The 24537-nt window shown below is 71.4% G+C and carries 27 protein-coding genes; 7 read left to right on the plus strand and 20 right to left on the minus strand.

The genetic code is table 11. The annotated features are described in order from the left end of the window. The first annotated feature begins 4 nt into the window (after window positions 1-4). Window positions 5-766 carry an SDR family NAD(P)-dependent oxidoreductase gene (locus tag VM685_RS12760; RefSeq protein ID WP_325460538.1) on the plus strand — a complete coding sequence of 254 codons (762 nt, stop codon included), beginning with the start codon at window positions 5-7 and terminating at the stop codon, window positions 764-766. Here VM685_RS12760 and der read toward each other — a convergent pair. The 11 genes from der to VM685_RS12815 all read right to left on the minus strand — a co-directional run bounded on the left by der (window position 714) and on the right by VM685_RS12815 (window position 8584). Beyond that, window positions 714-2297 (minus strand): ribosome biogenesis GTPase Der, encoded by a 1584-nt coding sequence (der, locus tag VM685_RS12765; RefSeq protein ID WP_325460539.1) that lies wholly within the window; start codon window positions 2295-2297, stop codon window positions 714-716. The two genes, VM685_RS12760 and der, sit on opposite strands and share 53 nt — an antisense overlap. 21 nt (window positions 2298-2318) lie before the next feature. After that, window positions 2319-3704, minus strand: a complete 1386-nt coding sequence (locus VM685_RS12770) for a PQQ-like beta-propeller repeat protein (protein ID WP_325460540.1) — start codon at window positions 3702-3704, stop codon at window positions 2319-2321. After that, window positions 3701-4486 carry a tetratricopeptide repeat protein gene (locus VM685_RS12775; RefSeq protein ID WP_325460541.1) on the minus strand — a complete coding sequence of 262 codons (786 nt, stop codon included), beginning with the start codon at window positions 4484-4486 and terminating at the stop codon, window positions 3701-3703. Before VM685_RS12775 ends, VM685_RS12770 begins: the two co-directional genes overlap by 4 nt. Before the next feature lie 88 nt (window positions 4487-4574). Beyond that, complete coding sequence (gene panB, locus VM685_RS12780) at window positions 4575-5402, minus strand: 3-methyl-2-oxobutanoate hydroxymethyltransferase (protein WP_325460542.1); 828 nt, start codon at window positions 5400-5402, stop codon at window positions 4575-4577. Further along, complete coding sequence (locus VM685_RS12785; RefSeq protein WP_325460543.1) at window positions 5403-5780, minus strand: hypothetical protein; 378 nt, start codon at window positions 5778-5780, stop codon at window positions 5403-5405. It lies immediately after the preceding gene. After that, window positions 5773-6354, minus strand: coding sequence for an RNA polymerase sigma factor (locus VM685_RS12790; protein WP_325460544.1), 582 nt, complete (start codon window positions 6352-6354; stop codon window positions 5773-5775). The genes VM685_RS12785 and VM685_RS12790 overlap by 8 nt, the downstream gene beginning before the upstream one ends. 24 nt (window positions 6355-6378) lie before the next feature. Continuing rightward, a complete protein-coding gene (locus tag VM685_RS12795; protein WP_325460545.1) occupies window positions 6379-6756 on the minus strand; it encodes a DUF6249 domain-containing protein in 378 nt (125 codons plus the stop codon). Window positions 6757-6855: 99 nt separating this feature from the next. Further along, complete coding sequence (locus tag VM685_RS12800) at window positions 6856-7164, minus strand: hypothetical protein (protein ID WP_325460546.1); 309 nt, start codon at window positions 7162-7164, stop codon at window positions 6856-6858. After that, window positions 7157-7690, minus strand: a complete 534-nt coding sequence (locus VM685_RS12805; protein WP_325460547.1) for an RNA polymerase sigma factor — start codon at window positions 7688-7690, stop codon at window positions 7157-7159. The genes VM685_RS12800 and VM685_RS12805 overlap by 8 nt, the downstream gene beginning before the upstream one ends. Beyond that, a complete protein-coding gene (locus tag VM685_RS12810; protein ID WP_325460548.1) occupies window positions 7687-8142 on the minus strand; it encodes a hypothetical protein in 456 nt (151 codons plus the stop codon). The genes VM685_RS12805 and VM685_RS12810 overlap by 4 nt, the downstream gene beginning before the upstream one ends. A 94-nt stretch (window positions 8143-8236) precedes the next feature. Continuing rightward, window positions 8237-8584, minus strand: coding sequence for an ArsC family reductase (locus tag VM685_RS12815; protein WP_325460549.1), 348 nt, complete (start codon window positions 8582-8584; stop codon window positions 8237-8239). A 25-nt stretch (window positions 8585-8609) separates the two neighbouring features. Between VM685_RS12815 and VM685_RS12820 the strand changes: the two genes are divergently transcribed. Beyond that, window positions 8610-8858 carry a DUF2164 domain-containing protein gene (locus VM685_RS12820; RefSeq protein ID WP_325460550.1) on the plus strand — a complete coding sequence of 83 codons (249 nt, stop codon included), beginning with the start codon at window positions 8610-8612 and terminating at the stop codon, window positions 8856-8858. On the opposite strand, the gene VM685_RS12825 is transcribed toward VM685_RS12820, so the two are convergent. Further along, window positions 8855-9391, minus strand: a complete 537-nt coding sequence (locus VM685_RS12825; protein ID WP_325460551.1) for a 2'-5' RNA ligase family protein — start codon at window positions 9389-9391, stop codon at window positions 8855-8857. The genes VM685_RS12820 and VM685_RS12825 overlap by 4 nt on opposite strands. 73 nt (window positions 9392-9464) lie before the next feature. Here VM685_RS12825 and VM685_RS12830 point away from each other — a divergent pair, with 73 nt between their 5' ends. Beyond that, window positions 9465-9872, plus strand: a complete 408-nt coding sequence (locus VM685_RS12830) for a nuclear transport factor 2 family protein (protein WP_325460552.1) — start codon at window positions 9465-9467, stop codon at window positions 9870-9872. Then, a complete protein-coding gene (locus tag VM685_RS12835; protein ID WP_325460553.1) occupies window positions 9869-10267 on the plus strand; it encodes a MerR family transcriptional regulator in 399 nt (132 codons plus the stop codon). The genes VM685_RS12830 and VM685_RS12835 overlap by 4 nt, the downstream gene beginning before the upstream one ends. Window positions 10268-10271: 4 nt before the next feature. On the opposite strand, the gene guaA is transcribed toward VM685_RS12835, so the two are convergent. The 4 genes from guaA to VM685_RS12855 all read right to left on the minus strand — a co-directional run bounded on the left by guaA (window position 10272) and on the right by VM685_RS12855 (window position 15941). Beyond that, on the minus strand, window positions 10272-11843 hold the full coding sequence (gene guaA / locus VM685_RS12840; protein WP_325460554.1) for a glutamine-hydrolyzing GMP synthase: 1572 nt from the start codon (window positions 11841-11843) through the stop codon (window positions 10272-10274). 9 nt (window positions 11844-11852) lie between these two features. Next, complete coding sequence (locus tag VM685_RS12845; protein ID WP_325460555.1) at window positions 11853-13130, minus strand: RsmB/NOP family class I SAM-dependent RNA methyltransferase; 1278 nt, start codon at window positions 13128-13130, stop codon at window positions 11853-11855. 91 nt (window positions 13131-13221) lie between these two features. After that, window positions 13222-14679, minus strand: coding sequence for an IMP dehydrogenase (guaB, locus tag VM685_RS12850; protein WP_325460556.1), 1458 nt, complete (start codon window positions 14677-14679; stop codon window positions 13222-13224). A gap of 71 nt (window positions 14680-14750) precedes the next feature. Next, on the minus strand, window positions 14751-15941 hold the full coding sequence (locus VM685_RS12855; RefSeq protein WP_325460783.1) for an MFS transporter: 1191 nt from the start codon (window positions 15939-15941) through the stop codon (window positions 14751-14753). Window positions 15942-15995: 54 nt separating this feature from the next. Between VM685_RS12855 and VM685_RS12860 the strand changes: the two genes are divergently transcribed. Both VM685_RS12860 and VM685_RS12865 read left to right on the plus strand, forming a co-directional pair. Further along, window positions 15996-16889: a LysR family transcriptional regulator gene (locus VM685_RS12860; RefSeq protein WP_325460557.1), complete on the plus strand. Its 894-nt coding sequence runs from the start codon at window positions 15996-15998 to the stop codon at window positions 16887-16889. 94 nt (window positions 16890-16983) lie between these two features. Next, window positions 16984-17799: a DUF2189 domain-containing protein gene (locus VM685_RS12865; protein WP_325460558.1), complete on the plus strand. Its 816-nt coding sequence runs from the start codon at window positions 16984-16986 to the stop codon at window positions 17797-17799. On the opposite strand, the gene VM685_RS12870 is transcribed toward VM685_RS12865, so the two are convergent. Together VM685_RS12870 and VM685_RS12875 are read right to left on the minus strand one after the other, a co-directional pair. Beyond that, complete coding sequence (locus tag VM685_RS12870; protein ID WP_325460559.1) at window positions 17763-18470, minus strand: RlmE family RNA methyltransferase; 708 nt, start codon at window positions 18468-18470, stop codon at window positions 17763-17765. The genes VM685_RS12865 and VM685_RS12870 overlap by 37 nt on opposite strands. After that, window positions 18467-19543, minus strand: coding sequence for a Ppx/GppA phosphatase family protein (locus VM685_RS12875; RefSeq protein WP_325460560.1), 1077 nt, complete (start codon window positions 19541-19543; stop codon window positions 18467-18469). The genes VM685_RS12870 and VM685_RS12875 overlap by 4 nt, the downstream gene beginning before the upstream one ends. Window positions 19544-19704: 161 nt before the next feature. Here VM685_RS12875 and hspQ point away from each other — a divergent pair, with 161 nt between their 5' ends. After that, window positions 19705-20034, plus strand: coding sequence for a heat shock protein HspQ (gene hspQ, locus VM685_RS12880; RefSeq protein ID WP_325460561.1), 330 nt, complete (start codon window positions 19705-19707; stop codon window positions 20032-20034). Here hspQ and VM685_RS12885 read toward each other — a convergent pair. Both VM685_RS12885 and VM685_RS12890 read right to left on the minus strand, forming a co-directional pair. Then, on the minus strand, window positions 20031-21623 hold the full coding sequence (locus VM685_RS12885; RefSeq protein WP_325460562.1) for a tetratricopeptide repeat protein: 1593 nt from the start codon (window positions 21621-21623) through the stop codon (window positions 20031-20033). The genes hspQ and VM685_RS12885 overlap by 4 nt on opposite strands. 35 nt (window positions 21624-21658) lie before the next feature. Beyond that, a complete protein-coding gene (locus VM685_RS12890) occupies window positions 21659-24463 on the minus strand; it encodes a M16 family metallopeptidase (RefSeq protein WP_325460563.1) in 2805 nt (934 codons plus the stop codon). Window positions 24464-24537 lie beyond the last annotated feature (74 nt).

Raw genomic sequence — 24537 nt, forward strand, 5'->3', positions numbered from 1 at the left:
CCCCATGTCCGAACCGACCTCCGAACCGCTTCCGCTCGCCGACAAGATCGCCCTGGTGACGGGCGCCAGCCGCGGCATCGGCCGCGCCGCCGCCGTCGCGCTCGCCAAGGCCGGGGCGCACGTCGTGGCCGTGGCGCTGAACCAGGGCGGGCTCGAGGACCTCGACGACGAGATCCGCGCCGAAACCGGCAAGTCGGCGACGCTCGTGCCGCTCGACATCGGCGACGGCGACGCCCTCGACCACCTCGGCTACGCCCTGCACCAGCGCTATGGCCGGCTGGACATCCTGGTGCACGCCGCCGGCGTGCTGGGGCCCATCACGCCGGTGGCGCACATCGAGCCGAAGCACTGGGACCGGGTGATGGCGGTGAACCTGACCGGGACCTGGCGGCTGATCCGCACGACCGAGCCCCTGCTGCGCGCCGCGCCGCAGGCCCGGGCGATCTTCCTGACCAGCGGCAAGGCGGCGAAGCCCGCCGCCTTCTGGGGGCCCTACGGCGCCAGCAAGGCGGCCATGGAGAACCTGGTGCGCACCTGGGCCGACGAGCTGGAGAAGACCAACATCCGCGCCGTGCTGCTGAACCCCGGCCCCATGCGCACGCGGATGCGCGCCGAGGCCATGCCGGGCGAGGACCGCGAGACCCTGCCCGACCCGTCGGAGATCGGCCCATTGATCCTGGAGCTGGCGCAGGCCGACCTCGGCCTGCCGCACGTCACCGTGGCGTTCGACGCGTGGAAGACGGCCGGGACGCCCGTTTCGGCTTGACCCCCGGCCGCGCGAGCTTCTGGGTCCGGCCCCGCGGGTTGCCGGCCTTCGGCTTCGGCTTACCCGCCGTCTTGGGCTTGCCGCCCGCCGCCGTCGCCCCCGCCTTGGCCTTGGCGGCCGCGGCGCTGCGGGTCTTGGCGACGAGGCCCTTGCTGGCCCCCGGCTCACGCCGCTGGGGTGCGGGGCCGCTCTTCTCCTCGCCCTCGGCATAGGGGTTCTTGTTGGAGCGGATGCTCACCCGGAGCGGCACGCCCGGCAGGTCGAAGCTCTCGCGCAGCGAATTGATCAGGTAGCGCCGGTAGCTCTCCGGCAGCTGGTCGGCGCGGCTGGAGAACAGCACGAAGGTCGGCGGCCGGGCCTTGGTCTGGGCCATGTACTTGGGCTTGATCCGCCGGCCGCCCACCGAGGGCGGCGGGTGGCGCTGCATGGCCATCTGCAGCCAGTCGTTGAGGTCGCGGGTCTTCACCTTGGTGGACCAGTCGGCGTGGGTCTTGAACACCGCCGGCATCAGCCGGTCGAGGCCGCGGCCGGTCTCCGCCGACAGGGCGACGATGGGGGCGCCCTTCACCTGCGGCAGCTGGCGCTGGGCCTCCTCGATGATCTCGGCGAGGGTCGCCTGCGGATCCTCCACCAGGTCCCACTTGGCCAGGACGAAGACCAGGGCCCGGCCCTCGCGCTCCACGAGGTCGGCGATCTGCAGGTCCTGGATCTCGAACGGGTGCGTGGCGTCCATCACCAGGATCACCACCTCGGCGAAGGTGATGGCGCGGATGGTGTCCTGGGTGGAGAGCTTCTCCAGCTTCTCCTGCACCTTGGCCTTGCGGCGCAGGCCGGCGGTGTCGACCAGGCGCACGGCGCGGCCGTCCCACTGCCAGTCCACGGGAATGGCGTCGCGGGTGATGCCGGCCTCCGGACCGGTCAGCAGGCGGTCCTCGCCGATTAGCTTGTTGACCAGGGTGGACTTGCCGGCGTTCGGACGGCCGACGATGGCGATGCGGATCGGCTTGTCGGCCTCGTCCTCGGCCTCCTCGTCCTCGTCGGAGGCGACGGCGGCGATGGCGGCGTAGAGGTCGGCCATGCCCTCGCCGTGCTCGGCGGAGATCGGGATCGGCTCGCCCAGGCCCAGCCCGAAGGCTTCCAGGATGCCCTGGTCGCCCTGCCGGCCCTCGGCCTTGTTGGCGGCCAGGATGACCGGCTTGTCGTGGCGGCGCAGGATCTCGCCGAACACCTCGTCAAGCGGGGTCACGCCCTCGCGGGAATCGACCACGAACAGCGAGACGTCGGCCTCCTCAATGGCGCGGATCGTCTGGGCGCGCATCCGGGACTCGAGGCTCTCGTCGGAGACGTCCTCGAAGCCTGCGGTGTCGATCAGCTCCAGGTCGATGTCGCCCAGCCGGCCCATGGCGAAGCGGCGGTCGCGGGTGACGCCCGGCCGGTCGTCGACGATGGCGAGCTTCTTGCCCGCCAGCCGGTTGAACAGGGTGGATTTGCCGACGTTGGGACGCCCGACGATCGCAAGTTTCAGCGCCATGGCGTCAGTCTATACGTCCGCTTACCGCAGCGCGATCAGCTGGGCCCGGTCCGTCGCCACATAGATCGTGTCGCCGACGGCGATCGGAGCCAGCAGGACGGGCCCGCCCACGTCGAAGCGCCGCTGCACCTCGCCGGTCTTGGCGTTGAGCACGGCCACGTCGCCGGAGGAACCGCCGAGGATCAGGCGATCGTTGGCCAGGATCGGGCTGGACCACACCGGACGCACGGCCCGGCGGCCGCCGATGCCGAAGAAGCCGCCGCGGCGCTTGGCCTGGAAGCCTTCGTTGAGGTCGCGGATCCAGTAGATCTGGCCGCTCTCGCGCGAGGCGCAGATCACGCGGCCGTCGCGGCCGACCACATAGACCACGTCGCCGGCCGGCAGCGGGGTGCCGATGCCCACGACCGGCAGGCTCCAGCGGGCCTGGCCGGTGCGCAGGTCGATGGCGGCGAAGACGCCGGAGTGGCTGACCGCATAGACGTCGCCCTGGTAGATCACCGGGCGGCCGGGAATGTCGCGGATTTCGGAGAGCGCGCTGGTGCGGCTGGCGCGCGACAGGGCCTCGTTCCACAGGTCGTTGCCGTTGGTGGAGCGGAGCGCCACGAGCTCGCCCGAGCCGAAGGCGGCCACCAGGGTGTCGCCGGAGACCGCGGGGCTGGACGCCGCCAGGATCCGCGCCGACTCGGTGAGCGCCTGGTAGGTCCAGGCGGGCGCGCCGGTGGCCGTCTCGAAGGTGAGCAGGGTGTTGTCGATGGCCACCACGGCGACGCGGCCGGCGGCCAGCGTCGGGGCGCCGTGGATCGGCTGCTCGGTGCGGGTCACCCATCCGGGCTGCCCGGTGGCGGCGTCGAGCTGCGCCACGAGGCGGTAGCCGGACGAGACGTAGATCTTGCCGTCGCCGTAGGCCAGGCCGCCGCCGAAAGCCTCGCGATCGCGGCGCTCGTTCGGGCGGACGTCGCGGCGCCAGACCTGCTGGCCGGTGCGGGCGTCGAAGGCGGTGACGGTGGCCTCGGCGTCCATCACATAGACGCGGCCGTCGGCCGAGATCGGCGGGGCGGTGATGTGGCGGCCGCCGCCGGAGCCTTCGCCGAAACCACGGCGCCAGGCGACCGACAGCGTCGGCGCGGCGTCCACGTGGCCGACCCACTGCTCGGTCGTGCCACCGGGCAGCGGCCAGGCGGGCACGGCCGCTGGCGTCGGCAGGGAGAACTCCACGCCTTTGAGAGCCTCGGCGGGCTCGAGGACCTGGTCGGCGGGGACGATGGAGATGCGCTCACCCTCGCCGGCGGTCTCCTGCGGCCCCTCGTCCCGGTCGAACGGGTTCAGGCGGCCCAACGTCGAGCAGCCGCTCGCGCCGAGCGCGGCGACCAAGGCGAGGGCCAGGAGGGAATTACGGCGAGACGTCATTGAGGTCCGGGGGCTTGCGGTTGGGCTTGCTGGGGCGCCACGAGGCCAGGCGGGAGACCCGGCGGCAGGAGGCCGGCCGGGGCCTGCGGACGCGGCAGGGCGGCCGCGGCCTTGACCGCGGCCGGCAGCCCCTTGGCGGAGCCGGAATCGATCAGGTCCATGCCGGCCTTGGCCCGGGCGCGGGCGCCCTCGGGAGCGTCCAGCATGCTCGAGATGACCAGCAAATCGCTGCGTGCGCCGGCGGTGTCGCCCTTCATCAGCTTGGCGAAGGCCAGCGCCTCGCGCGCCTGCACGCGGTACGGGCGGCCTTCCTCGGCGAGGGGTTTCAAGCGGCTCTCCAGCTCGGTGTAGGGAGCGGTGTCGAGCAAGGCCAAGGCGGATTTGAGGCGTGCGGCGTCGCCCAGGATCTCGTCGGGCGCGGCCTTGGCGGCCTCGTCGAACAACTTCACGGCGGCGGGCGCCTTGTCGTCGGCGATCTGCAGGCCGCCCAGTTGCATGAGGGCGAGCGACTTGAACCCGCCGGACGGCGACTTGGAGACTTCGGTCCAGAGCTGGGTCGCCTTGGCCTCGTCGCCTTGCGAGAAGGCGTCGAGCGCCGCGGCGTACTGCTCCGAGGCCTTGGCGGCTTCACGGTCGCGCCAGGTGGTCCAGCCCCACCAGGCAAGCGCCGCGATCAGGGCGGCGGCGAGCGCGGCCAGCACCCAAGGCAGCACCTTGCGCGCAAGCGTCCGGTACCGGTCGGAGCGCAGCTGCTCCTCGACCTCTTCGAACAGATCGGTCACGAACGGGGACTCCGGACTCTCGTGGAATAGGGCTGTCAGCCAGAGGCGGGGAACCTATAGCGCGCCGCCCCGCGCCGCAACGTGCGGCTCAACCGGCCTTCGCGAAGTAGATCTCCGCGGGGCCCGGGAAGCGGCGGGCGCGCACGTCCTCGGCGTAGCCCGCGGCCGCCCGGCTGATCTCGCCGCGCAGGTCGGCGTAGCGGCGCACGAACTTCGGGGTCCAGTCGAACAGGCCCAGCATATCGTCGGTGACCAGGATCTGGCCGTCGCAGCCGGCCGAGGCGCCGATGCCGATGGTCGGGACCGCGATCGCCTCGGTGATCTCGCGGGCCAGGCCCTCGGCCACGCCTTCCACCACGACGGCGAAGGCGCCGGCCTCGGCGGTCGCGCGCGCCTCCTCCAGGATGCGGCGGCGCTCCTCGCCGGCCTTGCCCTTGGCCTTGAAGCCGCCATCGACCAGCACCGCCTGCGGCCTGAGCCCCACGTGGCCCATCACCGGGATCCCGCGGTCGACCATGTACTGGATGGTGCCGACCACGGCCGGGCCGGCCTCGACCTTCACGGCGCCGGCCCCGGTCTCCTTCATGACGCGGGCGGCGTTGGCGTAGGCCTCCTCCGGGGCGCCCTCGTAGGACCCGAACGGCAGGTCCACGACCACCATGGCCTTGCGCGCGCCACGCATGACCGCCTGGCCGTGCAGGATCATCATCTCGAGGGTGACGCCGACGGTATTGGGCAGGCCGTGGACCACCATGCCCACGGAATCGCCCACCAGGAGCAGGTCGCAGTGGTCGTCGAGCAGCTCGGCCACCGGCGCGGTGTAGGCCGTCAGGCAGACGATCGGCTCCTTGCCCTTGCGCGCGGCGATGTCCGGCGCGGCCAGCCGGCGGACGGTCTCCTGACGATGCGACGACACTCAGATCTCCTCGATCACCCGGGTGAGCACGAAGCCCATGGCGAGAACCGCCAGGCCCGAGGCGATCCATACCACGCCCCCGCCGCCGCCCAGCATGGCCATCCATTCGGCGCGCGGCGCCACCTGGCTGAGCCCGGAGGAGAGCAGACGCGCGGAATCCTCCGCCGTCTCCACCCGCTGGAAGAAGTTGGAGAGCATGAGCTGGCTCGCGCCAACGATCCCGCCGACCACGCCCGCGCCGCCGATCAGCCAGCGGCGCATGGTCCAGCCACGGTCGAGACGGCGTTCGATGCGTTCGGCGAAGCTCCTGCTGTCGGGGAGCTCCGGCGCCTCGGCGAAGAGGCGTTCGAGGCGGCGTTCGAAGTCGACCTCAGCCATTGCCGCGCCTCCCTTCCAGAGCGGCGCCGTCGGCCGGCGCCAGCCGCGCTCTGAGCTTATCCAGACCACGTTTGACATGGGATTTGACCGTTCCAAGCGGCAGGTTCAAGGCTTCTGCGGCCTCGGCATGGGAAAGCCCCGCCCCGAAGCAGAGCGACACGCACATGCGTTCTCCCGGCGCCAGGCGCTTCAGCGCCCCGTCCAGGTCGATGCGCCCGTCGGCGTCGCCGCCTTGAACCTCGATCTCCTCGTCGCCCCCGTCCGCGAACACGCCCAGCCTGCGCTCCCGCTGCAGGCGGCGCAGGTAGAGCCGCGCGGCGATGCGCTTGACCCACCCGGCGAACGTCCCCTCGCCCCGGAATTCCGCGATGCGCTCGAAGCCGGCCAGGAAGGCGTCCTGGGCCACGTCGTCGGCTTCGGCGGCCTGCGCGCCCATCCGCCGGAGCAGTCCGCGGACGGCCGAGCCGTGCCGTCGCACCAGCTCTCCGAAGGCCTTGCGCTCACCGGCCGCGGCGCGAGCGCAGAGCTCCACGTCGTGCAGGCTGGCCAGCGCCAATGTTGTTGAGCCCGGCATGGGCCTGATCCCCCGGATCCGATCCTAGGCCTTCGGCTTGTTCAGGAAGCTGAGGACGACGAACGCCAGGCCGATGAACCCCGGGAAGGCGGAGATGGCGATCATCGGATAGGTCACGTCCGGCTCCTCGAAGCCCATGGCGATCCCGAAGGCGGCGAGGCCCACCGCGACGCCGAGCCAGATGATCCCGGTGCGCAGGTCGCGTGAGGGGGACGGCGCATTGGGCGTGCGGACGTCCTTCGACATGGCGTCCACGATCTCGGTCGGGAGCGGCTGGCCCTTCTCCATGGCCACGCGCAGGGTGTCGGCGAGCTTCTGGCGCTCAAGGCTCTTGAAGTAGCGCGGCACGACGACGATCGCCGCGATCATCGCGAAGAGCGCGATGGGGACCAGGACTTCCATAGTTCGAGTTCTCCAGTTGGCCGGCGGAATGGCCGGTCTCTGCTTGGGAAGAGGCGCGGCGGGACGCCCACAGATGCAGCCAGGCCTATGAAATCTTGGTCATGATTCCACCTCGACCGGTTCAGACGGCCGGCCCGACAGCAGTAGGATCGCGCAGGCGGCCACCGCCAGCCCGGCCGCCACCGGGGCCAGGCCTTGAGAAACGGCGACGATCGCCGGCTGCAGCACCGGCCACGCGGCCCACAGCGCCACCGCGCCCACCACCGACGCGCCGGTGAGCAGGGCCACGTCCCTCTGGAACTCGCGGCGGATCACCGCCTCCATCACCTCGGCGGAGAAGGCTGCGTCCCGGGGCGGCGGCTCGTCCAGGGCGAACAGCGCCGCCAGCTTGTCTTCCGCCTCACGCATCACGGCCTCCCAACGCCTGCAGGAGCCGCGCGCGGCCCCGGCTCACATGACTCTTCACCGTTCCCAGCGGCAGGCCAAGCGCGTCGGCGGCCTCCGCGTGGCTGAAATCCGCCGCCAGGCACAGCGCCACGCAGGCCCGCTGGTCCGGCGGCAGGTCGGCCATGGCCGCGTCCAGGGCCAGCCGGTCCTCGGCGAGCGCCGCCGAGGCGGGCGGCCGCTCGGACTCGTAGACAGCCTCCCGGGCGCGGCTGCGGGCGGCGCCTCGGAGCGCCGTCAGGTGCTTGTTGTAGCCGATGCCGCAGAGCCAGGCGCGCACGCTCGCCCCCGCCTGCAGCCGGCCGATCTTCGACCATGCGGCCAGGAAGGTCTCCTGGGCGAGGTCGTCGGCCAGCGCCCAGTCCCCGCAGGTGCGGCGCAGGAAGGCCCTGAGCGCCTGCTGGTGGCGTTCGACGAGGCGCGAGAAGGCGTCGGTCGAACCGTCCTTGGCCGCGGCGACCAGGGCCTCGTCGAGGCCGACCGGGTTCATCGGCGGAAGCTGGAGCCCAGGACCGCGATGACCAGCTGGGCCCCCGCCACGCAGGTCAGGATGATGGCCACGATCTGGAACGCGCCATTGGCGCCGGGAATGTCGGCGTATTCGGCGGCGAGCCAGAAGCCGAGCGCCACCGCGCCGGTGACCAGGAAGCTCCGCCACTGCCAGTAGGGGCTGTAGCGCCGCCAATGGCGCATGCGGCGGTAGTGGCGGCGGCGGCTGTAGCGATCCTCGTCGTCGTCCTCGAGGAGGTCATCGTCGAGCGCCGCGGCGCGCACGGTGCGCAGCAGCTCCGGCGGCGGCTCCCGGCCCTGGGCCGCGTAGCTCTTCAGCAGCTCCAGGTGATCACGGCTGCGCCTGTAGAGCAGCCAGCGGTCCCAGGCGCCGAAGATGAAGAACCCGATCGGAAACAGCAGCCACCAGTAGCTGCGGAAGATGTCTTCCATGACCCCACTCCCCGAAAGGGCCGGAGACCATTTCCCCTGCCCTTCTCACCCCTAGTCGCCGCCGAGGCTACGCTTGGATGCAGGGTCAAGACAGTCAGGCTCTGAGCGCCTCATACTCCGCGGGCCGGAAGCCGACGAGAAGCCGCCCGCCGGCCTCCAGCACCGGCCGCTTGATCATCGAGGGCTGCTCCAGCATCAGCCGGACCGCCTTGGCCTGGTCGAGGTCCTGGCGCTCGGCGTCGGGAAGCTTGCGGAAGGTGGTTCCCGACCGGTTCAGCAGCGGCTCCCATCCCACCTGCCTCACCCACCCCTCCAGGGTGGCGCGGTCGATCCCCTGCTTCCTGTAGTCGTGGAAGGCGTAGGCGATCCCGTTCTGGTCGAGCCAGGTCCAGGCCTTCTTCATCGTGTCGCAGTTGCGGATGCCGTAGAGGGTGGCGGTCAAGGCAGGCTCCCGGGAGATTGGGCGGATGGCGAGGATCGAACTGGAGAAGCCGGTGCGCGAGGCGCTGGTCCGGACGCTCTCCCGCTACCTCAAGGACGAGCTGGACGTCGAGATCGGCGGCATGGACGCGATCCTGTTCCTGGACTTCATCAGCGAGAAGATGGGACCGCATTTCTACAACCAGGGCCTCGCGGACGCCCAGGCGATCCTGCAGGCCAAGCTCGAGCAGATCAGCGAAGCCATTTACGAGATCGAGAAACCGGCCAAGATCTAGGCGAGCGGCCAGCGACCGAGGACCGACTGGCGCCCGACGCCCTGCAGGCTCTCCAGGAGGACGACGGCCCGCGCGGTCCAGGCGAGCGGCGTCTCCAGCCAGGCCGGAGCCACCTCGCGGTCCGTCCACAGCAGGGTCATGTGCGGCTCGAAGGCGCGCACACGGCCGGGCGCGAGGCCCCACCCGGCGAGCGCGAGGTGGATCGCGGCGTGCAGGCGCTCGACCCCGATGACGCCCTCGTCGCCCCACAAGACTAGCGGCCGCTTTCCCGCGCCCGCGAAGCTGCCCGCCCGGTTGAAGGCGATGCGGAACGGCGGGACGCGGAGCGCCGAGACAGCGTCGCAGGCCCGGGCCACCGAGCGCTCGTCCGGGTCCTCGCCCAGGCCGTTCAGCGAGACGTGCAGGCGGCCGGCGGGCACGGGCGCGGCGCCCAGGCCGTTTTCCGCGGCGAGGCGCGCCGCCAGCCGCACGGCGGCGGTCGCCACGGGCGGGTCCGGCTGCAGGGCGAAATAGACGACACGTCGCGTGGGCATGGGGCGCCCTCTTGACCTAGAGAATGCTCTAGGCCGTTTCCTCCGTGGCTGGTTCTATCTGGAGACCAGTCACATGAGCGAGATCGATAACAAGCGCATCGTCACCGGAGTCATGGAAGCCATGGCGCGCGGCGACAGCGGTCCCTTCTACGACGCCTTCGCCGACGACCTCGTCTGGCGGCCGATGACGAACGGCGTCTGGGGCAAGGTCCACCGCGGCAAGGCGGCCGCCCGCGACGAGCTTTTCCTGCCGCTGCGCCGGCAGTACGCCGACCGTTACACCAACACCGCCACCGGCATCTTCGCCGACGGAGATCACGTGGTTGTCGAGGCCCAAGGTGCGGTGACGCTGAAGAGCGGAAAGCGCTACGACAACCGCTACTGCTTCGTGATCCGGATGAAGGACGGGAAGATGACCGAGGTGCGCGAATACCTCGACAGCGCGCTGGCCGAGGCCGTGCTGGAGCCCCTGCCGGCATGAGCGACCGCTTCCACATCGGCGGCCTTGCCCGGCGCTGCGGCCGCAGCGTGCACACCATCCGCTGGTACGAGGCGCAGGGGCTGATCCCCCGCGTCGGCCGCGACGCGGGCGGGCGGCGCGTCTACGAGGCCGAGCACCTGGACCACTTGATCTTCCTCGAGCGGATGCGGCGCACGGGCATGTCCGTGGCCGAGATGCGCCGGCTGACCGAACTCTCCATCGCCGGCTGGCGGACGCTGGGCGACCGCCAGGCGCTTCTCCTGGCCCATCGCCAGGCCGTGGAAGAGAAGATCGCCGATCTGAAGGCCGCCCTCGAGCTGATCGACGCCAAGACGCGCTACTACGCCGAATGGGCGGTGCGGAAAAAGCGCCCGCCGCCGCCCGCCGAGCCCTGAGGGCCTATTCCCACTCGATGGTGCCGGGGGGCTTGGAGGTGACGTCGTAGACCACCCGGTTCACGCCGCGGACCTCGTTGATGATGCGCGTGGCGCAGCGGCCCAGGACTTCCCAGGGGAACTCGAAGAAATCGGCCGTCATGCCGTCGGTCGAGGTGACGGCGCGCAGGGCCAGGACGTGCTCGTAGGTGCGGGCGTCGCCCATCACGCCGACGGTCTTCACCGGCAGCAGGACGGCGAAGGCCTGCCAGATGGTGTCGTAGAGGCCCGCTTTGCGGATCTCGTCCAGGTAGATGGCGTCGGCGGCCTGCAGCACGGCGACCTTCTCGCGGGTGATCTCCCCGGGGATGCGGATGGCCAGCCCCGGCCCCGGGAACGGGTGGCGGCCGACGAACTGCGGCGGCAGGCCGAGCTCGACGCCGAGCGCACGGACCTCGTCCTTGAAGAGCTCGCGCAGGGGCTCGACGAGCTTGAGCTTCATATAGTCGGGCAGACCGCCCACGTTGTGGTGGCTCTTGATGACCACGGACGGGCCGCCGCTCGCCGAGACGCTCTCGATCACGTCGGGATAGAGCGTGCCCTGGGCCAGGAACTCGACGCCCTCGATCTTGGCGCTCTCGCGGTCGAACACCTCGATGAACAGCCGGCCGATGGTCTTGCGCTTGGTCTCGGGGTCGGTGACGCCCTCGAGCTGACCGAGGAAAAGGTCAGCCGCATCAACGTGGACGAGCGGAATGTTGTAGTGGTCGCGGAACATGGTGACGACCTGCTGGCCCTCGTCCTTCCGCAGCAGGCCGGTGTCCACGAAGACGCAGGTGAGCTGGTCGCCGATGGCCTCGTGGATCAGGACGGCGGCGACGGACGAATCGACGCCGCCCGAGAGGCCGCAGATCACCTTGGCGTCGCCGACCTGAGCGCGAATCTTCGCGATCTGCTCCTGGCGGTAGGAGGCCATGGTCCAGTCGCCCGTGAGGCCGGCGATCCGGTGGGTGAAGTTGCGCAGGATGAGCGCGCCGCGCGGCGTGTGGGCCACCTCCGGGTGGAACTGGATGCCGTAGAACCGCCGGCCCTCGTCGGCGATCACCGCATAGGGGCTGCCGGGCGAGGTCGCGACGACCTCGAACCCCTGCGGAATGGCGGTGACCTTGTCCCCGTGGCTCATCCAGACCGTCTCGGTGTGGCCGAGCTCGCCCAGCCCTTCGAGCAGCGGGCTCTCCAGCTGGATGGCGATCTCGGCGCGGCCGAACTCGCGGTCGTGGCCGCCTTCCACGGCGCCGCCGAGCTGGGCGCACATGGTCATCTCGCCGTAGCAGATGCCCAGCACCGGGACGCCCATCTCGAACACCCGCTGCGGCGCCCGCGGGCTTTCGTCCTCGTGCACGCTGGCCGGGCCGCCCGACAGGATGATCGCCTTCGGCCCGAAGCGCTCGAGGAAGGCGGCGTCCACCTTGTCGTAGGGGTGGATCTCGCAATAGACGCCGCTTTCGCGCAGCCGCCGGGCGATCAGCTGGGTCACCTGGCTGCCGAAATCGACGATCAGGACGCGCTCGTGGTCGGTGTGGGCGGTGTCGGTCATGGGGCTCCGTTAGCGGGGTTTCTCCAGCACGGCGACGAAAAAGCCGTCCGTTCCGGCGGTGCGGGGCGTGAGGCGCAGAAAGCCGTCAGGGGTGAGCCGATCGGCGAGCTTCGGGTCCTCCGTGGCCGGGCGGACCTGGAACTCCGGATGGCGCTCGCGGAAGGCGGCGACACGGTCCTCGTCCTCCTCCGGCAGGATCGAGCAGGTGACGTAGACCAGCCGGCCGCCGGGCTTCACGAAGGCCGCGCCGTCGTCGAGCACCTGGTCCTGGTCGGCGATCCGGCGGGCCAGCGTCTCGGGCGTCAGCCGCCACTTGGTGTCCGGGTGCCGGCGCCAGGAGCCCGTGCCGCTGCAGGGGGCGTCGAGGAAGACCACGTCCATTTTGCCCTCCAGCCCCTTCAGAGGCTCGGGGTTCACGGGCGAGCGGATCTGCAGGTTGCGCACCCCGGCCCGTTCGCCGCGGCGGATGGTGTCCGCCAGGCGCCGGGCGTCGGAGTCGTAGGCGTAGATCTGGCCCGTGTTGCCCATGGCCCCGGCCAGCGCGAGCGTCTTGCCGCCGCCGCCGGCGCAGAGATCGAGGACCTGCTTGCCCTTCACCTCGCCGGCCGCCGACGCGGCGAGCTGGGAGCCCAGGTCCTGGACCTCGAACCAGCCCTTGGAGAACTGCGGGATCGCCTCCACCGCGCCGGAACGGGCGGTGGGATCGAGGGCGGGCATGCGCAGCGCCGTCTCCAGCACCTCGACGGGTTCGGCGTGCAGCGGCTGCAACGCCTTCAGCGCCCGCTGCGGGTCGGTCTTCAGCAGGTTCACCCGCAGGTCCACCGGTGCGCGATGGGACAGCGCCTCCCCTTCCGCCGCCCGATCCGCGCCGAAGGCGCGAGCGAAAGAGGCGTCCAGCCAGTCCGGATAGTCGCCCTGGACGGCGGGCGGGGCCTCGGCCAGGTCGCGTGGGTGCATCAGCGCCGTGCGCTCGGCCTCGGTGAGCCGCCCCGGACCGTGCGGCTCCTCGCCGGCCGCCTCGGCGATCCGCTCCAGCGGCCAGTCCCAGAGGAACCTGAGCGCGCCCAACGCCGCGGCGCGGACGCTCTCCTCCCCCATCCGCCAGCCGAGCGAGCGGCGGCGCCGCAGGACGTCGAGCACCAGGCCCGAGACGAAGGCCCGGTCCTTCGCGCCGGCGTAGCGGGACGCGTCGCCCCAGGCCTTCAGCGCGAGACGCACGGGCCTGTGCCGTGTCTCGATGTCCTCCAGGACCTCAATGGCCGCCGCCAGGCGTCCGCCGTCGCGCATTCAAATCACCAGCAAAGGACCGCGGCCGCCGCAGCGCCCGGGCGTTTCAGTTCCACGTCTCAGCCTCGCCCGTCGCCGGGAAGGGAGCGCCCTAGGCGGGGCTCGGATAGTTGGGCGCCTCGCGCGTGATCATCACGTCGTGGACGTGGCTCTCGCGCAGGCCCGCGCCGGTGATGCGGATGAACCGCGCCCGCTCGCGGAACTGCACCATGTCGGCGGCCCCCACGTAGCCCATGGCCGCGCGCAGGCCGCCCACCATCTGGTGCAGGATCGGCGAGATGGGGCCCTTGTACGGCACCTGCCCCTCGATCCCCTCCGGCACCAGCTTCAGGGCCGAGACCTCCTTCTGGAAGTAGCGGTCCGCCGAGCCCTGGGACATGGCGCCCAGGGAGCCCATGCCGCGGTAGGCCTTGTAGGAGCGCCCCTGGTAGAGGAACACCTCGCCAGGAGCCTCGTCCACGCCCGCGAACACCGAGCCCATCATGGCCACCGAGGCGCCCATGGCGAGCGCCTTGGCGAGGTCGCCGGAGTACTTGATGCCGCCATCGGCGACGATCGGCACGTCGCTGTCGCGGGCCGCGCGGACCGCATCGGCGATGGCCGTCAGCTGGGGCACGCCCACGCCGGCGACGATGCGGGTGGTGCAGATCGAGCCCGGGCCGATGCCGACCTTCACCGCGTCCGCGCCGGCGTCGATGAGGGCGCGCGCGCCGTCGTAGGTGGCGACGTTGCCGGCGACCACCTGGACCCGGTTGCTCTCGCGCTTCACCCGGTCGACCGCGCGGGCCACGTCGGCGTTGTGGCCGTGGGCGGTGTCGATCACCACCACGTCGACGCCGGCGTCCACCAGCGCCATGGACCGCTCGAAGCCGGCGTCACCCACCGTGGAGGCGGCGCCGACCAGCAGGCGGCCCTGGGCGTCCTTGGCGGCGTTCGGATAGGCCTCGGACTTCTCCATGTCCTTGACCGTGATGAGGCCGACGGCGTGGTAGTCGTCGTCGACGACGATCAGCCGCTCGATCTTGTGGCGGCGCAGGAGTTCTCGGGCCTCGGCCTGGCCGACGCCCTCCTTCACCGTGACCAGGTTCTCGGTGGTCATCAGCGCCTTGGCCGGGACCTCGCCGCTGCCCTCGAAGCGCATGTCGCGATTGGTCAGGATGCCGCAGAGCTTGCCGGCCTCGTCCACCACAGGGAAGCCGGAGATCTTCCGGCGCGCCTTGATCTCGCGGATCTCGGACAGCGGGGTGTCGGGATGGATGGTCAGCGGGTTGATGACCATGCCGCTCTCGTAGCGCTTCACCTCGCGCACCTGGTCGGCCTGCTCCTCGACCGTGAGGTTGCGGTGCAGGACGCCCATGCCGCCGGCCTGGGCCATGGCGATGGCCAGCCGGCTCTCGGTGACGGTGTCCATGGCGGCGGACACGAGCGGGATATTGAGCTTGATCTCTCGCGTGAACCTGGTGGCGACATCCACCTGGGTTGGCATCACTTCGGATGCGCCGGGTTCGAGCAAAACATCGTCGAAGGTGAGCCCTTCGCGAATCTCCATGAGACTCTCCGTTTTGCGGCGCGGGTATAGGCGGTCGGGGCCGGTGGGGGCAAGGGCCGTGAACGGTGCGGTCATGAGAAAGCGGGTCTCCTGGCGCGATGGGCCGCGGGAACGAGGCCGAAGGTCATGGCGAACATCACCAGGCACAGCGCGCTGGTGAGGACGAGGGCGAGGGCGGCCGAGACGTCGAGGACCACCGCGAACACCGCGGGCCCGGCGACCTGGGCGACCATGGCGGGCCGGCCGATCAGGGCCGACCGGTAGGCGTAGCTCCGCGGTCCGTAGAGGCTGAGCGGCAGGACGCCCTTGGCCACGGTGAGCATGCCGTTGCCGGCCCCCTGCCCGAGCGCGAAGAGCGGCGCGGCCGGCCCGCCGCCAGCGACCAACGCCACGGCGCCGGCCGGGTGCGTCAGGGTCGCCGCCCGCGTGGTGGCGAGCGGCGGCAGGCGGCGCAGGACCGTGAATTCGAGGAAGCGCACCGCGACCGCGGCGATCCCCACGAGGCCCGCCACCGCCGCCGCCCTGCTCATCGGCAGGCCGAAGTGGGTGAGCAGCCTCGGCAGGTGGGCGCTCATGCAGGTGGAGATGAACCAGGCGCAGGCGAACAGCACGGCGAGCTGGGCCATGGGGCGGTCCCAGCGCACCTCGCCGTGCTGCGCCTCGGCATGGGCGCGGCCGCGGCCCGGCGTCGGCGGGCAGATCCAGCTCATCAGCGGGAACATCGCCAGATGAACCAGGGCCCAGGTGAAGCAGGCGCCCCGCCAGCCGGCCGTCTCCGCCAGCCAGCCGGTGAGCGGCCACCCCAGCGTCGAGCCCAGCCCGCCGATCAGGGCGACGCCGGTGATCGGCCGCCTGGCCGCCTCCCCGTAGAGCTGGACGAGGATGGCGAAGGGCGTCGGCGACAGGCCGTAGGCCATGCCGAGGCCCATCACCAGCATGGCGGCCGCCAGCCCGGCGGCGTTCTGCGCATAGCCGAGAAGCGCGAGCCCGAGGGCGAAGACCAGGTGCGACGACAGGAGAGTGCGCGCGCCGCCGCCCTCGTCGATCCTTCGCGCGACGGCCGGCGCCAGCAGGGCGGGGACCGCCAGCGACAGGGAGACGGTCGCGAAGACGAAAGTGGAGCTCAGCCCCAGGTCGCCGGCGACGGCGTCGCCCAGGACGCCCATCAGGTAGAAGCTGGAGGCGAAGGCGACGATCTGGCCCGCGCCGAAGCCCAGCACCACCAGGCTCTTTGGCCGATCGGGGGACGTCGCGCCTTCCATGGCCAGCAAGTGCCGGAGTTGTCGTTTGGAGAAAATCGACTTATTCGAACCACTATGTTCGATAAACTCACATCGGCATCCCTGCCCTCGCTGAATGCGCTGCGCGCGTTCGAGGCGGTGGCGCGGACCGGGAAGGTGACGCTCGCGGCCGAGGAGCTCCACGTCACCCACTCGGCCGTCAGCCGGCAGGTGAAGGCGCTCGAGGCCCACCTGGGCGTGCGGCTGTTCGCCGGGCCGAAGAACCGGCTGGAGCTGACCGCCGCCGGCCGGGAGCTGGCCCCTGCTCTCACCGAGGCTTTCGACCAGATCGCCGGGGCCGTCCGCGGAGTGCGCGGCGCCGGCGAGGACCTGCATATCGCCGTGAACGCCAGCCTCTCGGTGAAGTGGCTGATCCCGCGCCTCGCCGGCTTCCAGGCGGCGCACCCCGAGGTCCGCCTGCACCTTTCCGAGCTCGCCGCCCACGCCACCGCCCAGCGCGGCGCTCAGGCCGTGGTGCGGATCGTGCCCACCAGCCGGCTCTCCGATCCCGGCTGCACGCCGTTCATCCGCAATGCGCTGGGGCTCGTGATGTCGCCCGAGCTCGCCGGACGCTACGCCGACGATCCCCTTCGCGCGCCGCGGCTGGGCGCGACCACCCATCCGGAGGGCTGGCCCGTGTGGGCCGAACTGGCTGGGGTTGAGTTGCCGCCGGCCGCCGAGCGGCCCTTCGCCCACGTCCACTTCGCCATGGACGCGGCGATCGCCGGGCTCGGGGCCGCCATCGTCTCCTGGCCGCTCTGCGCCACCGAGGTCGAAGCCGGCCGGCTCGTCGCGCCGCTGGGTTTCCGCCGCTCCGAGAGCGCCTTCGCCATTCTCCAGGCCCCCGGCCCGGCGAGTCGGCCGCTGGAGCGCTTCCGGGCCTGGCTCGTGGCGGAAGGCGGCAAGACACCGCAGCCTCCGGGGACTTGATCCAGATCAAGGCCGGGCCGAACCTCCACGGTGACGCTTCCGCGCACAAGGGGACCTCCGCGCCACCGGCGCCGGGGGCAAGGGAGGACATTCAATGGCGACGCAGGGCGGCCTGCCGGCGATCAACGACATCCGGGTTCTGGACCCCTTCCGCTGGCTGGGCGGCGCTTGGCTGGATCTATGGCGCGCGCCCCTGCCCCTGCTGACGTACGGTCTGCTCGTGGCGGCCGGCAGCGCGGCCCTGGCCTACGGCATCTATGTGACCAACGCCGCCTTCTGGGTGCTGGCGCTCACCTTCGGCTTCGTCTTCGTGGCCCCGGTGTTGGCCATGGGGCCCTACGAGGCCGGACGGCGGCTAGAGATGGGGGAGCGGCCGAAGCTCGCCGACATCCTCCTGGTGCGCACGGCGCTGCGCCAGGACGTGGCCTACCTGGGGCTGGCCCTGCTCCTGATCTACTTCTTCTGGGGCCGGATCGCGCAGGTGGTCTACGGCTTGTCGACCTACCGGCTCTACCACACCGCCCCGGAGTTCGTGGACTTCGCGCTGCGCACGCCCGAGGGCCACAACATGCTGATGGCCGGCAGCGTAGTGGGCGGGGCGCTGGCCTTCTTCACCTTCACGATGGTGGTGGTCTCCGCGCCCATGCTGCTCGACCCGGCCGCCAACATGTTCGCCGCCACCGCCAGCAGCTTCCGGGCCGTGAGCCGCAATCCCGGCCCGATGCTGCTCTGGGCCGTGCTGATCGCGCTCCTCGTGGGGATCTGCGTGGCCACCGGGTTCTTGGGCATGATCCTGATCTTCCCGTGGCTGGGGCTGGCGAGCTGGCGAGCCTACCGCGCCCTGGTGGCCGAAGCCCCGGCGCCGCGGGTGGTTCAGCGGCCGCCCTTGAAGCCCGTCGCCACGAGGTAGACCTCCGAGCTGTCCGCCCGGCTCGCCTTGGGCTTGATGTTGCGGACTTCGGTGAAGTGCCGCTTCAGCTCGCCGATCAGTTGGGCGGTCTCGCCCCCCTGGAAGGCCTTGGCCACGAACGCGCCGCCGGGCTTCAGGACCTCGATAGCGAACTCGGCGGCCGCTTCGATGAGTCCGACGATCCGCAGGTGATCGGTCTGACGGTGACCGACGGTGTTGGGCGCCATGTCGGAGAGCACCACGTCGGGCGGGCCGCCCAGGAGCTCGATCAGCTTCGGTCCGCAGGCGGGGTCGGTGAAATCCATCTGCAGGATGTGGGCGGGCGGCAGCGGATCCACCGGCAGGAGGTCGACGCCGGCCACCTGGGTCACGCCGCGCTGCAGGGCCAGCTGCGTCCAGCCGCCGGGGGCGAGCCCCAGGTCGACGACGCGGGCGCCCGGTTTCAGCAGCCGGAAGCGGTCGTCGATCTCCTCCAGCTTGAAGGCCGCGCGGCTGCGGTAGCCGAGCGCGCGGGCCTTGGCGGCGAAGGGATCGTTGATCTGGCGCTCCAGCCAGGCCTGCTGGGAGGGCGTGCGCTTCCAGGCCGTCTTGAGGCGCGCCGGCTTGGCGCGGCCCTCGTCGCTGCCGCCCGTGGGCGGCTTCACCATGCGCTTGCGGGGAGGCTCGGTCATGCGGCGACCTCTGCGCGGCGCGGGCGGCGCTTGCGGCGGCGCCGGCCGCCGCGCTCGGCCATCAGGGAGAGGAGGATGCCCTCGCGCAGGCCACGGTCGGCGACGCGCACCCGCGAGCAGGGCCAGAGCTCCTGCACGGCCTGCAGGATCGCCGCGCCGGCCAGCACCAGGTCGGCGCGGTCGGGGCCGATGCAGGGCTGGTCGGCGCGCTGGCGGGCGTTCAGCGAGAGCAGCCGGCCGGCGGCGGCGTCGCACTCGTCGCGGCTCATCCAGATGCCGTCGACGCGGCTGCGGTCGTAGCGCATCAGGTTCAGGTGCAGGCCGGCCAGGCTGGTGATCGCGCCCGAGGTGCCCACCAGGTGGGCGCGGTCGGCGTCGAACACCTCGCGCATGGGGTCGGCGCGACGGAAGGCGGCGATCTCGCCCTTCACGGCCTCCACCATCCGCCGGAACCAGGCCTCGGTGGCGTCCTCGTCCTCCGGATAGCGCTCGGCCAGCGTCACCACACCGATTGGCACGGAGAGCCACGCCCGGATCGGCGGGAGTCCGGTGGGCGGGGCGTCCCTCAGCTCCACCCACGACAGCTCGGTCGAGCCGCCGCCCACGTCGACCACCAGGGCCGCGTCCGCGGACCGGTCGAGCAGATTGAGGCAGCCCTGCACCGAGAGGCGGGCCTCCTCCTGGGGGCTGATGATCTGCAGGCGCATGCCGGTCTCGTCGAACACCCGGTCGATGAAGGCGGGACCGTTCTCGGCCATGCGGCAGGCCTGGGTGGCGATAGCGCGCAGGCGCACCACGCGGCGGCGGCGCACCTTCTCGGCGCTGACCTTCAGGGCTGCCAGCGCCCGCTCCATCGCCACGTCGGACAGCCGGCCGCTCTGGTCCAGCCCCTCGCCCAGCCGGACGATCCGTGAATAGGCTTCGACCACCCGGAAGCTCTGTCCCGCCGGGGTGGCGATCAGCAGTCGGCAGTTGTTGGTGCCCAGGTCCAGGGCGGCGTAACAGGGCGGGTCACCCGCAGACCTGTCCCGGCCACGCCACTGTGCGCCGGGCGCGCTCGGCGCCTCGTTCATGGACCGCATCCGTCCTTCGCAGGCGTCGCCCGTACGCGCGCCTCACTTCGGGGGCGACTGTAGCAAGCGGTTTCGCGCGCCGGAAGGCGCGGGCTTTCAACACGGCTTGGTGAGCGGTACGTTCACCTTCCGGTCAGGAGAAGGGCGCTAGATTCGTCGCCATGAACGCGCAACTCGCCAAATTCGCCATCGGCCAGGTCGTGCGGCACCGCGTCTATCCTTTCCGCGGCGTGATCTTCGACGTGGATCCGATGTTCGCGAACACCGAGGAATACTGGCTGTCGATCCCGGAACACATCCGGCCGCACAAGGACCAGCCCTTCTACCACCTGCTCGCCGAGAACGACGACAGCTCCTACGTGGCCTACGTCTCCGAGCAGAACCTCGTCCCTGACGACTCCGGCCAGCCCGTGGGCCACCCCCAGGCCCAGCTGCTGTTCGAGTCCTTCCGCGAGGGCCAGTACAAGCTTCGCCCGCGGATCAGCCACTAGGCGTCGGCCTCGACCGGCTTTTCGTTCTCACCCGCCTGGGGATCCAGGCGGAGCGCCTCGGCCTTGTCGGCCCGCGCCCCCGCCGCGTCGCCGAGCGCCGCCTTGGCTTGCGCCCGCCACCAGAAGGCTTTGGCGTAGCTGGGATCGAGCTTGAGTCCGGCGTCCAGCGCCTGGAGCGCGGAGGTGAAGTCACCGAGCTCGCCGTAGATGTACCCTTTCTGGATGTGCGCGATGGCGGTCTCCGGGGCCAGACGGATGACCAGGTTGAGGTCCTTGAGAGCCCGATCGTGCCGATCCTGGTCGAGAAAGGCGCGCGAGCGGTCGTACAGCAGCGAGGCGTTGTCAGGCGTCACCTTCAGCGCCGCCTCCAGGTCGGCCTCGGCCAGCGCCGGACGGCTGGTGTCGAGATAGAACCGGGCGCGCTCCTGAAGGGCGAAGGCGGACGTCGGAGCCAGCTTCAGCGCGGTCTGAAAGTCCGCCAGCGCGGCCTTGTCCTCCTCCAGCGCATGCAACACCCGGCCGCGCTGCGCCAAGGCGTCGGCATTGGCCTGCTCCAGCCTTAGACTGGCGTCCAGCTCCCGGCGGGCCGCGGCAAGATCCCCGGCGAACTCGTAGCCCAACGCCATCTGGATGTGCAGATCGGCGCTTTGCGGATCTGTGGCCAGCGCCGTGCGCAGGTCGGCCAGCATCTTCTCCGTCTCGCCGCTCTCCTGCCAGCTGCGTGCGCGGCTCAGCAGGGCGGTCCGGTGGGTCGGGTCGATGGCGAGCGCGGCGTCGAAGGACTTCATTCCTTCATCCGCTCGCTGCATGTCGCGCAGCACCACGCCTTCGGCGGCCAGAAGATCGGGGTCCTTGGGGGCGATCTTCAGCCCGTCGCGGAACGCCTCGAGCGCGCCGGCCAGGTCGCCCGCGGCGAACCTCATGTCGCCGCGCAGGTAGAAGAACCTCGGATCGGTGGCGTCCATTTCGATGGCGCGGTCGACGTCGGCCCGCGCGCGCTCGGCCTGGTCCTTGGCGGAGAGCAGCGCGCCGCGCAGGTAATAGGCGGTCGCGGTCGGCTCGGGACCCTTGAGCACAGCGTCCAGCAGCGGCATCGCCTCCTCCGGCCGGTCCAGGTCGTTGAGGACGAAGGCCAGAGCCTCCATGGCGTCGGCATCGTTCGGAACCTGCTTCAGCAGTCCGCGAAGCCCAGCCTCGGCCCTCGCCAGGTCGCCGGCGAGATAATGGGCCTTCGCCTGGATCCGGAGCGCCAGCTCGTGCTTTGGCTGCGCCTTCAAGGCGGCCCGGGCGTCGCGCAGCGCGGCGGCGGCGTCGCCCATGCGGTAGTAGATGGCGGCGCGCAGGCCGAGCAGGTCGACGTCGCCCGGGACGATTCGCAGGACCGCATCGACATCCGCCAGCCCCTCACGGAACTTGCCGTCGAGGGCGAGCTGTGCGGCGCGGTGCACCCGGGCCTCGGCACGGTCCTCTTCGCTCGCGCCGGCCGTGTCGATCACCCGGCCGCAGGCGACGATGCGCGCGGCGGCGGGCTTGGCCGTGTCGCGGCAGTCCGCGAGATCTGCGGCGCGGGCGCCCCCGGCGGCGAACACCAGGAGGGCCGCCAGGCCGGCGGTCTTGAGACGGTTCATGTCTTCGGCTCCTTGGTCTGGGCCGGCTGGGCCAGCACGGGGATCGGCGGCGGCGCCAGCCAGCGCGTGGCGGCCGCGCGCACCTCCTCGAGGGTGAGCGAGGCCACCGTGTCCCGGGCCTTCAGAAGGGCGTGCATCTCCTCGGGCTGGTCGGCCGCGCTCAGCACGTCCAGCCACCAGTCGTTGTCGTCCTGCAGCCGCCGCCAGCCCGCGAGAAGCGGCGTGCGGGACGCCTCGAGTTCAGTCTGGGTGATCTCGCCCCGCGCCAGGCGTGCGCCAAGCGCCCGCACCTCGGCCTCCACGCGCTCGAGGTCGCGCGGCGAGGTCTCCACCGACACCCAGAAATAGCCCTGGTCGCCATGATCCCACACCGCCGCGCCGGCCGCGGGCGCATAGGTCATGCCGAGCCGCTCGCGCACCGCATGTCGCAGGGCGTCCTCGTAAACGGCTCCGACGAGGCGAAGGGCATACTCCTCCCGCCGGCGATCCGGCGCGCCGACGAACAGCGGCCAGAACAGGCTCACCATGGCCTTGTCGGCGGCGCCCTGGTGGGTCAGCCGGATCGGCCCGGGCGCGGCGGCCGGAAACCGGCGGTACCAGGTGTCCGCCCGCTGCCGGGATCCGTCCCGGCGGGCCGGGATGGCGGCCAGGGTCCTGGACATGGCGTCCACGACCGCCGCCTCCTTCACATCGCCGACGATGGTGACCTGCAGCGGAGCTCCCGTCAGGACCGGCTTGAGCACGCGCGCGAAGTCGGTGTTGCGCGCCGCAAGCAGGACCTCCGGCGGCGGAAGGTTGATGGGCGCGCCGGGCGCGATCGCCTCGTCCAGGCCCATGAAGGTGACCTGGCCAGGATCGGCGCGCACGTTGCGGATCGTCTGGTCCGTGAGCACGGGAGCCAGACCATTGAGGACGGGCTGAAACCCCGGGTCGGTCAGATAGGCCGCGAGAAACGACAGCTGGGCCTCGAGGCCGGTGGCGAAAGTCTTTCCGTCCAGTTCGAAGGCCCGATCCCGAACCTTGAGGTCCACGTCCCATTCCATCGCCCGGGTCAGCGCAGCGAGATCGTCGTAGGAGATCCGGCCGAGGCCGCCCTGCTTGAGATAGGCCGCGCCGAACAGCGCGAGCTGGAAGTCCCGGTCCGGGATCTCCCGACGGCCCGCGCCGAACTTGACGCGCACCAGCACCTGACCGGCCTGGCTCCGCGTCTGCTTGAAGTTGACGGTCACGCCGTTCGAGAAGGCCAATCGCACAAATCCCGGCTCCCCGACCTCTTCGCGGCGGACCACGTGGCCATCGCGGCCGAACCGCTCGTAGGGCCAGACGGTCGTACGCTGACCCGTCGCCCCACCCTTCGCGGCCGTGACGGGGCCGTGGCGCCCTTCCCAGGCTGCGCGCACCAGAGCCTCGTCCACCGCTTCCTTTGACGTGACCGCCAGCAGCGGTCCCGAACCGGCCCAGTCGGCCTTGAAGGCGGCGTGCAGATCGGCCGTAGTCAGCTCTTCGGCCATCAGGTTGAACACCCGCATGGCCTCCCGCGCCGAGGGCCCCGGCGGCCCGTCCAGCAGTTGCCCCATCAACGCATCGGCCCGTTCCTCAGGGCGCAGCGTGGCCTCCTGGGTCACGGCGCCCCGATGGGAGGCGCGCAACTGGCCGACCGCGGCTTCCATCTCCGCCTCCGTAGGGCCCTCCTGCTGGAAGCGGGTGAGCTCCGCCGTCACCGCCGCGATCGCCTCGCCCATCCGCCCCGCGGATGGGCTGACCTCGACGCAGACCACGCGCGCGTCCGGCCGGGTCTCCCCCGTCGTGAGCGCGCTCAGCACGTCCCGGCCCTGCCGCGCCGCCAGCCGGGCGTCCAGAACCGTCATCCAGAGGGCCTGCGCGAGCTCGTCGCGCAACGCCGCCGGCGTACCGCGCCCGGGCCGGGGCGGCTGAACACGGCAGGCGCTCGCCGCGAACGGCGCGTGGGAATGGACGTCGAACAGGTACTCCGGCCCCCGGACGTCCAGCGAGCCCTGGCGCGGCGCGCGCACCCCGGCCGCGCCGCGACCCCGCCAGTCGCCAAACGCCTCGCGCACCAGCGCCTCCAGGCGCTCCGCCGGGAGGTCGCCAACGGCGATCACCATGGCGTTCTCCGGTCGATACCACCGGTCGTAGAAGGCCCTCAGCCGCGAGGCGTCGGCGGCGCGGACGGTTTCGACGGCGCCGATCGGCTGGCGCGTCTGCGATCGCAGGCCGCGGTAGCGGAAATCCGCCAATGGCTCCCGCCAGGCGTCGTCGGCCTCGAGCCTCGCTTCCCGCTCCGCGAGGATCACGCCGCGTTCCCGGTTCACCGCCGCCGGATCGAACACCATCCCGTCGGCGACGTCGCGCAGCCACTGGAAGGCCGGCGTCAGCCGCGCCACGTCGGCAGAGGGCAGATCCAGGTGGAAACTCGTCCCCACCTGGGACGTGAACGCGTTGTGGTCGCGGCCGAAGCCGACGCCAAGCGGCGCGAACACGCTCTCCAGCTGGTCCTCGCCAAACCGGCGGGTGCCATTGAAGGCCATGTGCTCCACGAAGTGGGCGACGCCGCGTTCGTCGTCGGCCTCGTCGTAGCTGCCCACGCCCACCAGCAGGCGGAGCGAGAGCGCGCCCGGTTGCACGCCATGCTTGGCCACGGCGAAGCGCAGCCCGTTAGGAAGCTGGCCGTAGCGCACTGATGGGTCCGGCTGGACCGCCGGAACCGGCGCCTGCGCCTGCGCGCCCGACGCTCCGCCCAAGACGGCGCAGAGCAGGCCGATCGCCACGATCCGCTTCAATCCGAACGCCCCTGAAACCCCGCACCCCGCCAGACGGGGCGCAACAAACAGTGAACAATAGCCTGACGACAATA

This window comes from Phenylobacterium sp. (genome assembly GCF_035539035.1).
Classification (GTDB): Bacteria; Pseudomonadota; Alphaproteobacteria; order Caulobacterales; family Caulobacteraceae; genus Phenylobacterium.

Coding starts and splice junctions, on each gene's coding strand:
- VM685_RS12760 (WP_325460538.1), top strand. CDS start 5: ATGTCCGAACCGACCTCCGAACCGCTTCCGCTCGCCGACAAGATCGCC.
- der (WP_325460539.1), bottom strand. CDS start 2,297: ATGGCGCTGAAACTTGCGATCGTCGGGCGTCCCAACGTCGGCAAATCC.
- VM685_RS12770 (WP_325460540.1), bottom strand. CDS start 3,704: ATGACGTCTCGCCGTAATTCCCTCCTGGCCCTCGCCTTGGTCGCCGCG.
- VM685_RS12785 (WP_325460543.1), bottom strand. CDS start 5,780: ATGGCTGAGGTCGACTTCGAACGCCGCCTCGAACGCCTCTTCGCCGAG.
- VM685_RS12790 (WP_325460544.1), bottom strand. CDS start 6,354: ATGCCGGGCTCAACAACATTGGCGCTGGCCAGCCTGCACGACGTGGAG.
- VM685_RS12795 (WP_325460545.1), bottom strand. CDS start 6,756: ATGGAAGTCCTGGTCCCCATCGCGCTCTTCGCGATGATCGCGGCGATC.
- VM685_RS12800 (WP_325460546.1), bottom strand. CDS start 7,164: ATGCGTGAGGCGGAAGACAAGCTGGCGGCGCTGTTCGCCCTGGACGAG.
- VM685_RS12805 (WP_325460547.1), bottom strand. CDS start 7,690: ATGAACCCGGTCGGCCTCGACGAGGCCCTGGTCGCCGCGGCCAAGGAC.
- VM685_RS12810 (WP_325460548.1), bottom strand. CDS start 8,142: ATGGAAGACATCTTCCGCAGCTACTGGTGGCTGCTGTTTCCGATCGGG.
- VM685_RS12820 (WP_325460550.1), top strand. CDS start 8,610: ATGGCGAGGATCGAACTGGAGAAGCCGGTGCGCGAGGCGCTGGTCCGG.
- VM685_RS12825 (WP_325460551.1), bottom strand. CDS start 9,391: ATGCCCACGCGACGTGTCGTCTATTTCGCCCTGCAGCCGGACCCGCCC.
- VM685_RS12830 (WP_325460552.1), top strand. CDS start 9,465: ATGAGCGAGATCGATAACAAGCGCATCGTCACCGGAGTCATGGAAGCC.
- VM685_RS12835 (WP_325460553.1), top strand. CDS start 9,869: ATGAGCGACCGCTTCCACATCGGCGGCCTTGCCCGGCGCTGCGGCCGC.
- guaA (WP_325460554.1), bottom strand. CDS start 11,843: ATGACCGACACCGCCCACACCGACCACGAGCGCGTCCTGATCGTCGAT.
- VM685_RS12845 (WP_325460555.1), bottom strand. CDS start 13,130: ATGCGCGACGGCGGACGCCTGGCGGCGGCCATTGAGGTCCTGGAGGAC.
- guaB (WP_325460556.1), bottom strand. CDS start 14,679: ATGGAGATTCGCGAAGGGCTCACCTTCGACGATGTTTTGCTCGAACCC.
- VM685_RS12855 (WP_325460783.1), bottom strand. CDS start 15,941: ATGGAAGGCGCGACGTCCCCCGATCGGCCAAAGAGCCTGGTGGTGCTG.
- VM685_RS12860 (WP_325460557.1), top strand. CDS start 15,996: ATGTTCGATAAACTCACATCGGCATCCCTGCCCTCGCTGAATGCGCTG.
- VM685_RS12865 (WP_325460558.1), top strand. CDS start 16,984: ATGGCGACGCAGGGCGGCCTGCCGGCGATCAACGACATCCGGGTTCTG.
- VM685_RS12870 (WP_325460559.1), bottom strand. CDS start 18,470: ATGACCGAGCCTCCCCGCAAGCGCATGGTGAAGCCGCCCACGGGCGGC.
- VM685_RS12875 (WP_325460560.1), bottom strand. CDS start 19,543: ATGAACGAGGCGCCGAGCGCGCCCGGCGCACAGTGGCGTGGCCGGGAC.
- hspQ (WP_325460561.1), top strand. CDS start 19,705: ATGAACGCGCAACTCGCCAAATTCGCCATCGGCCAGGTCGTGCGGCAC.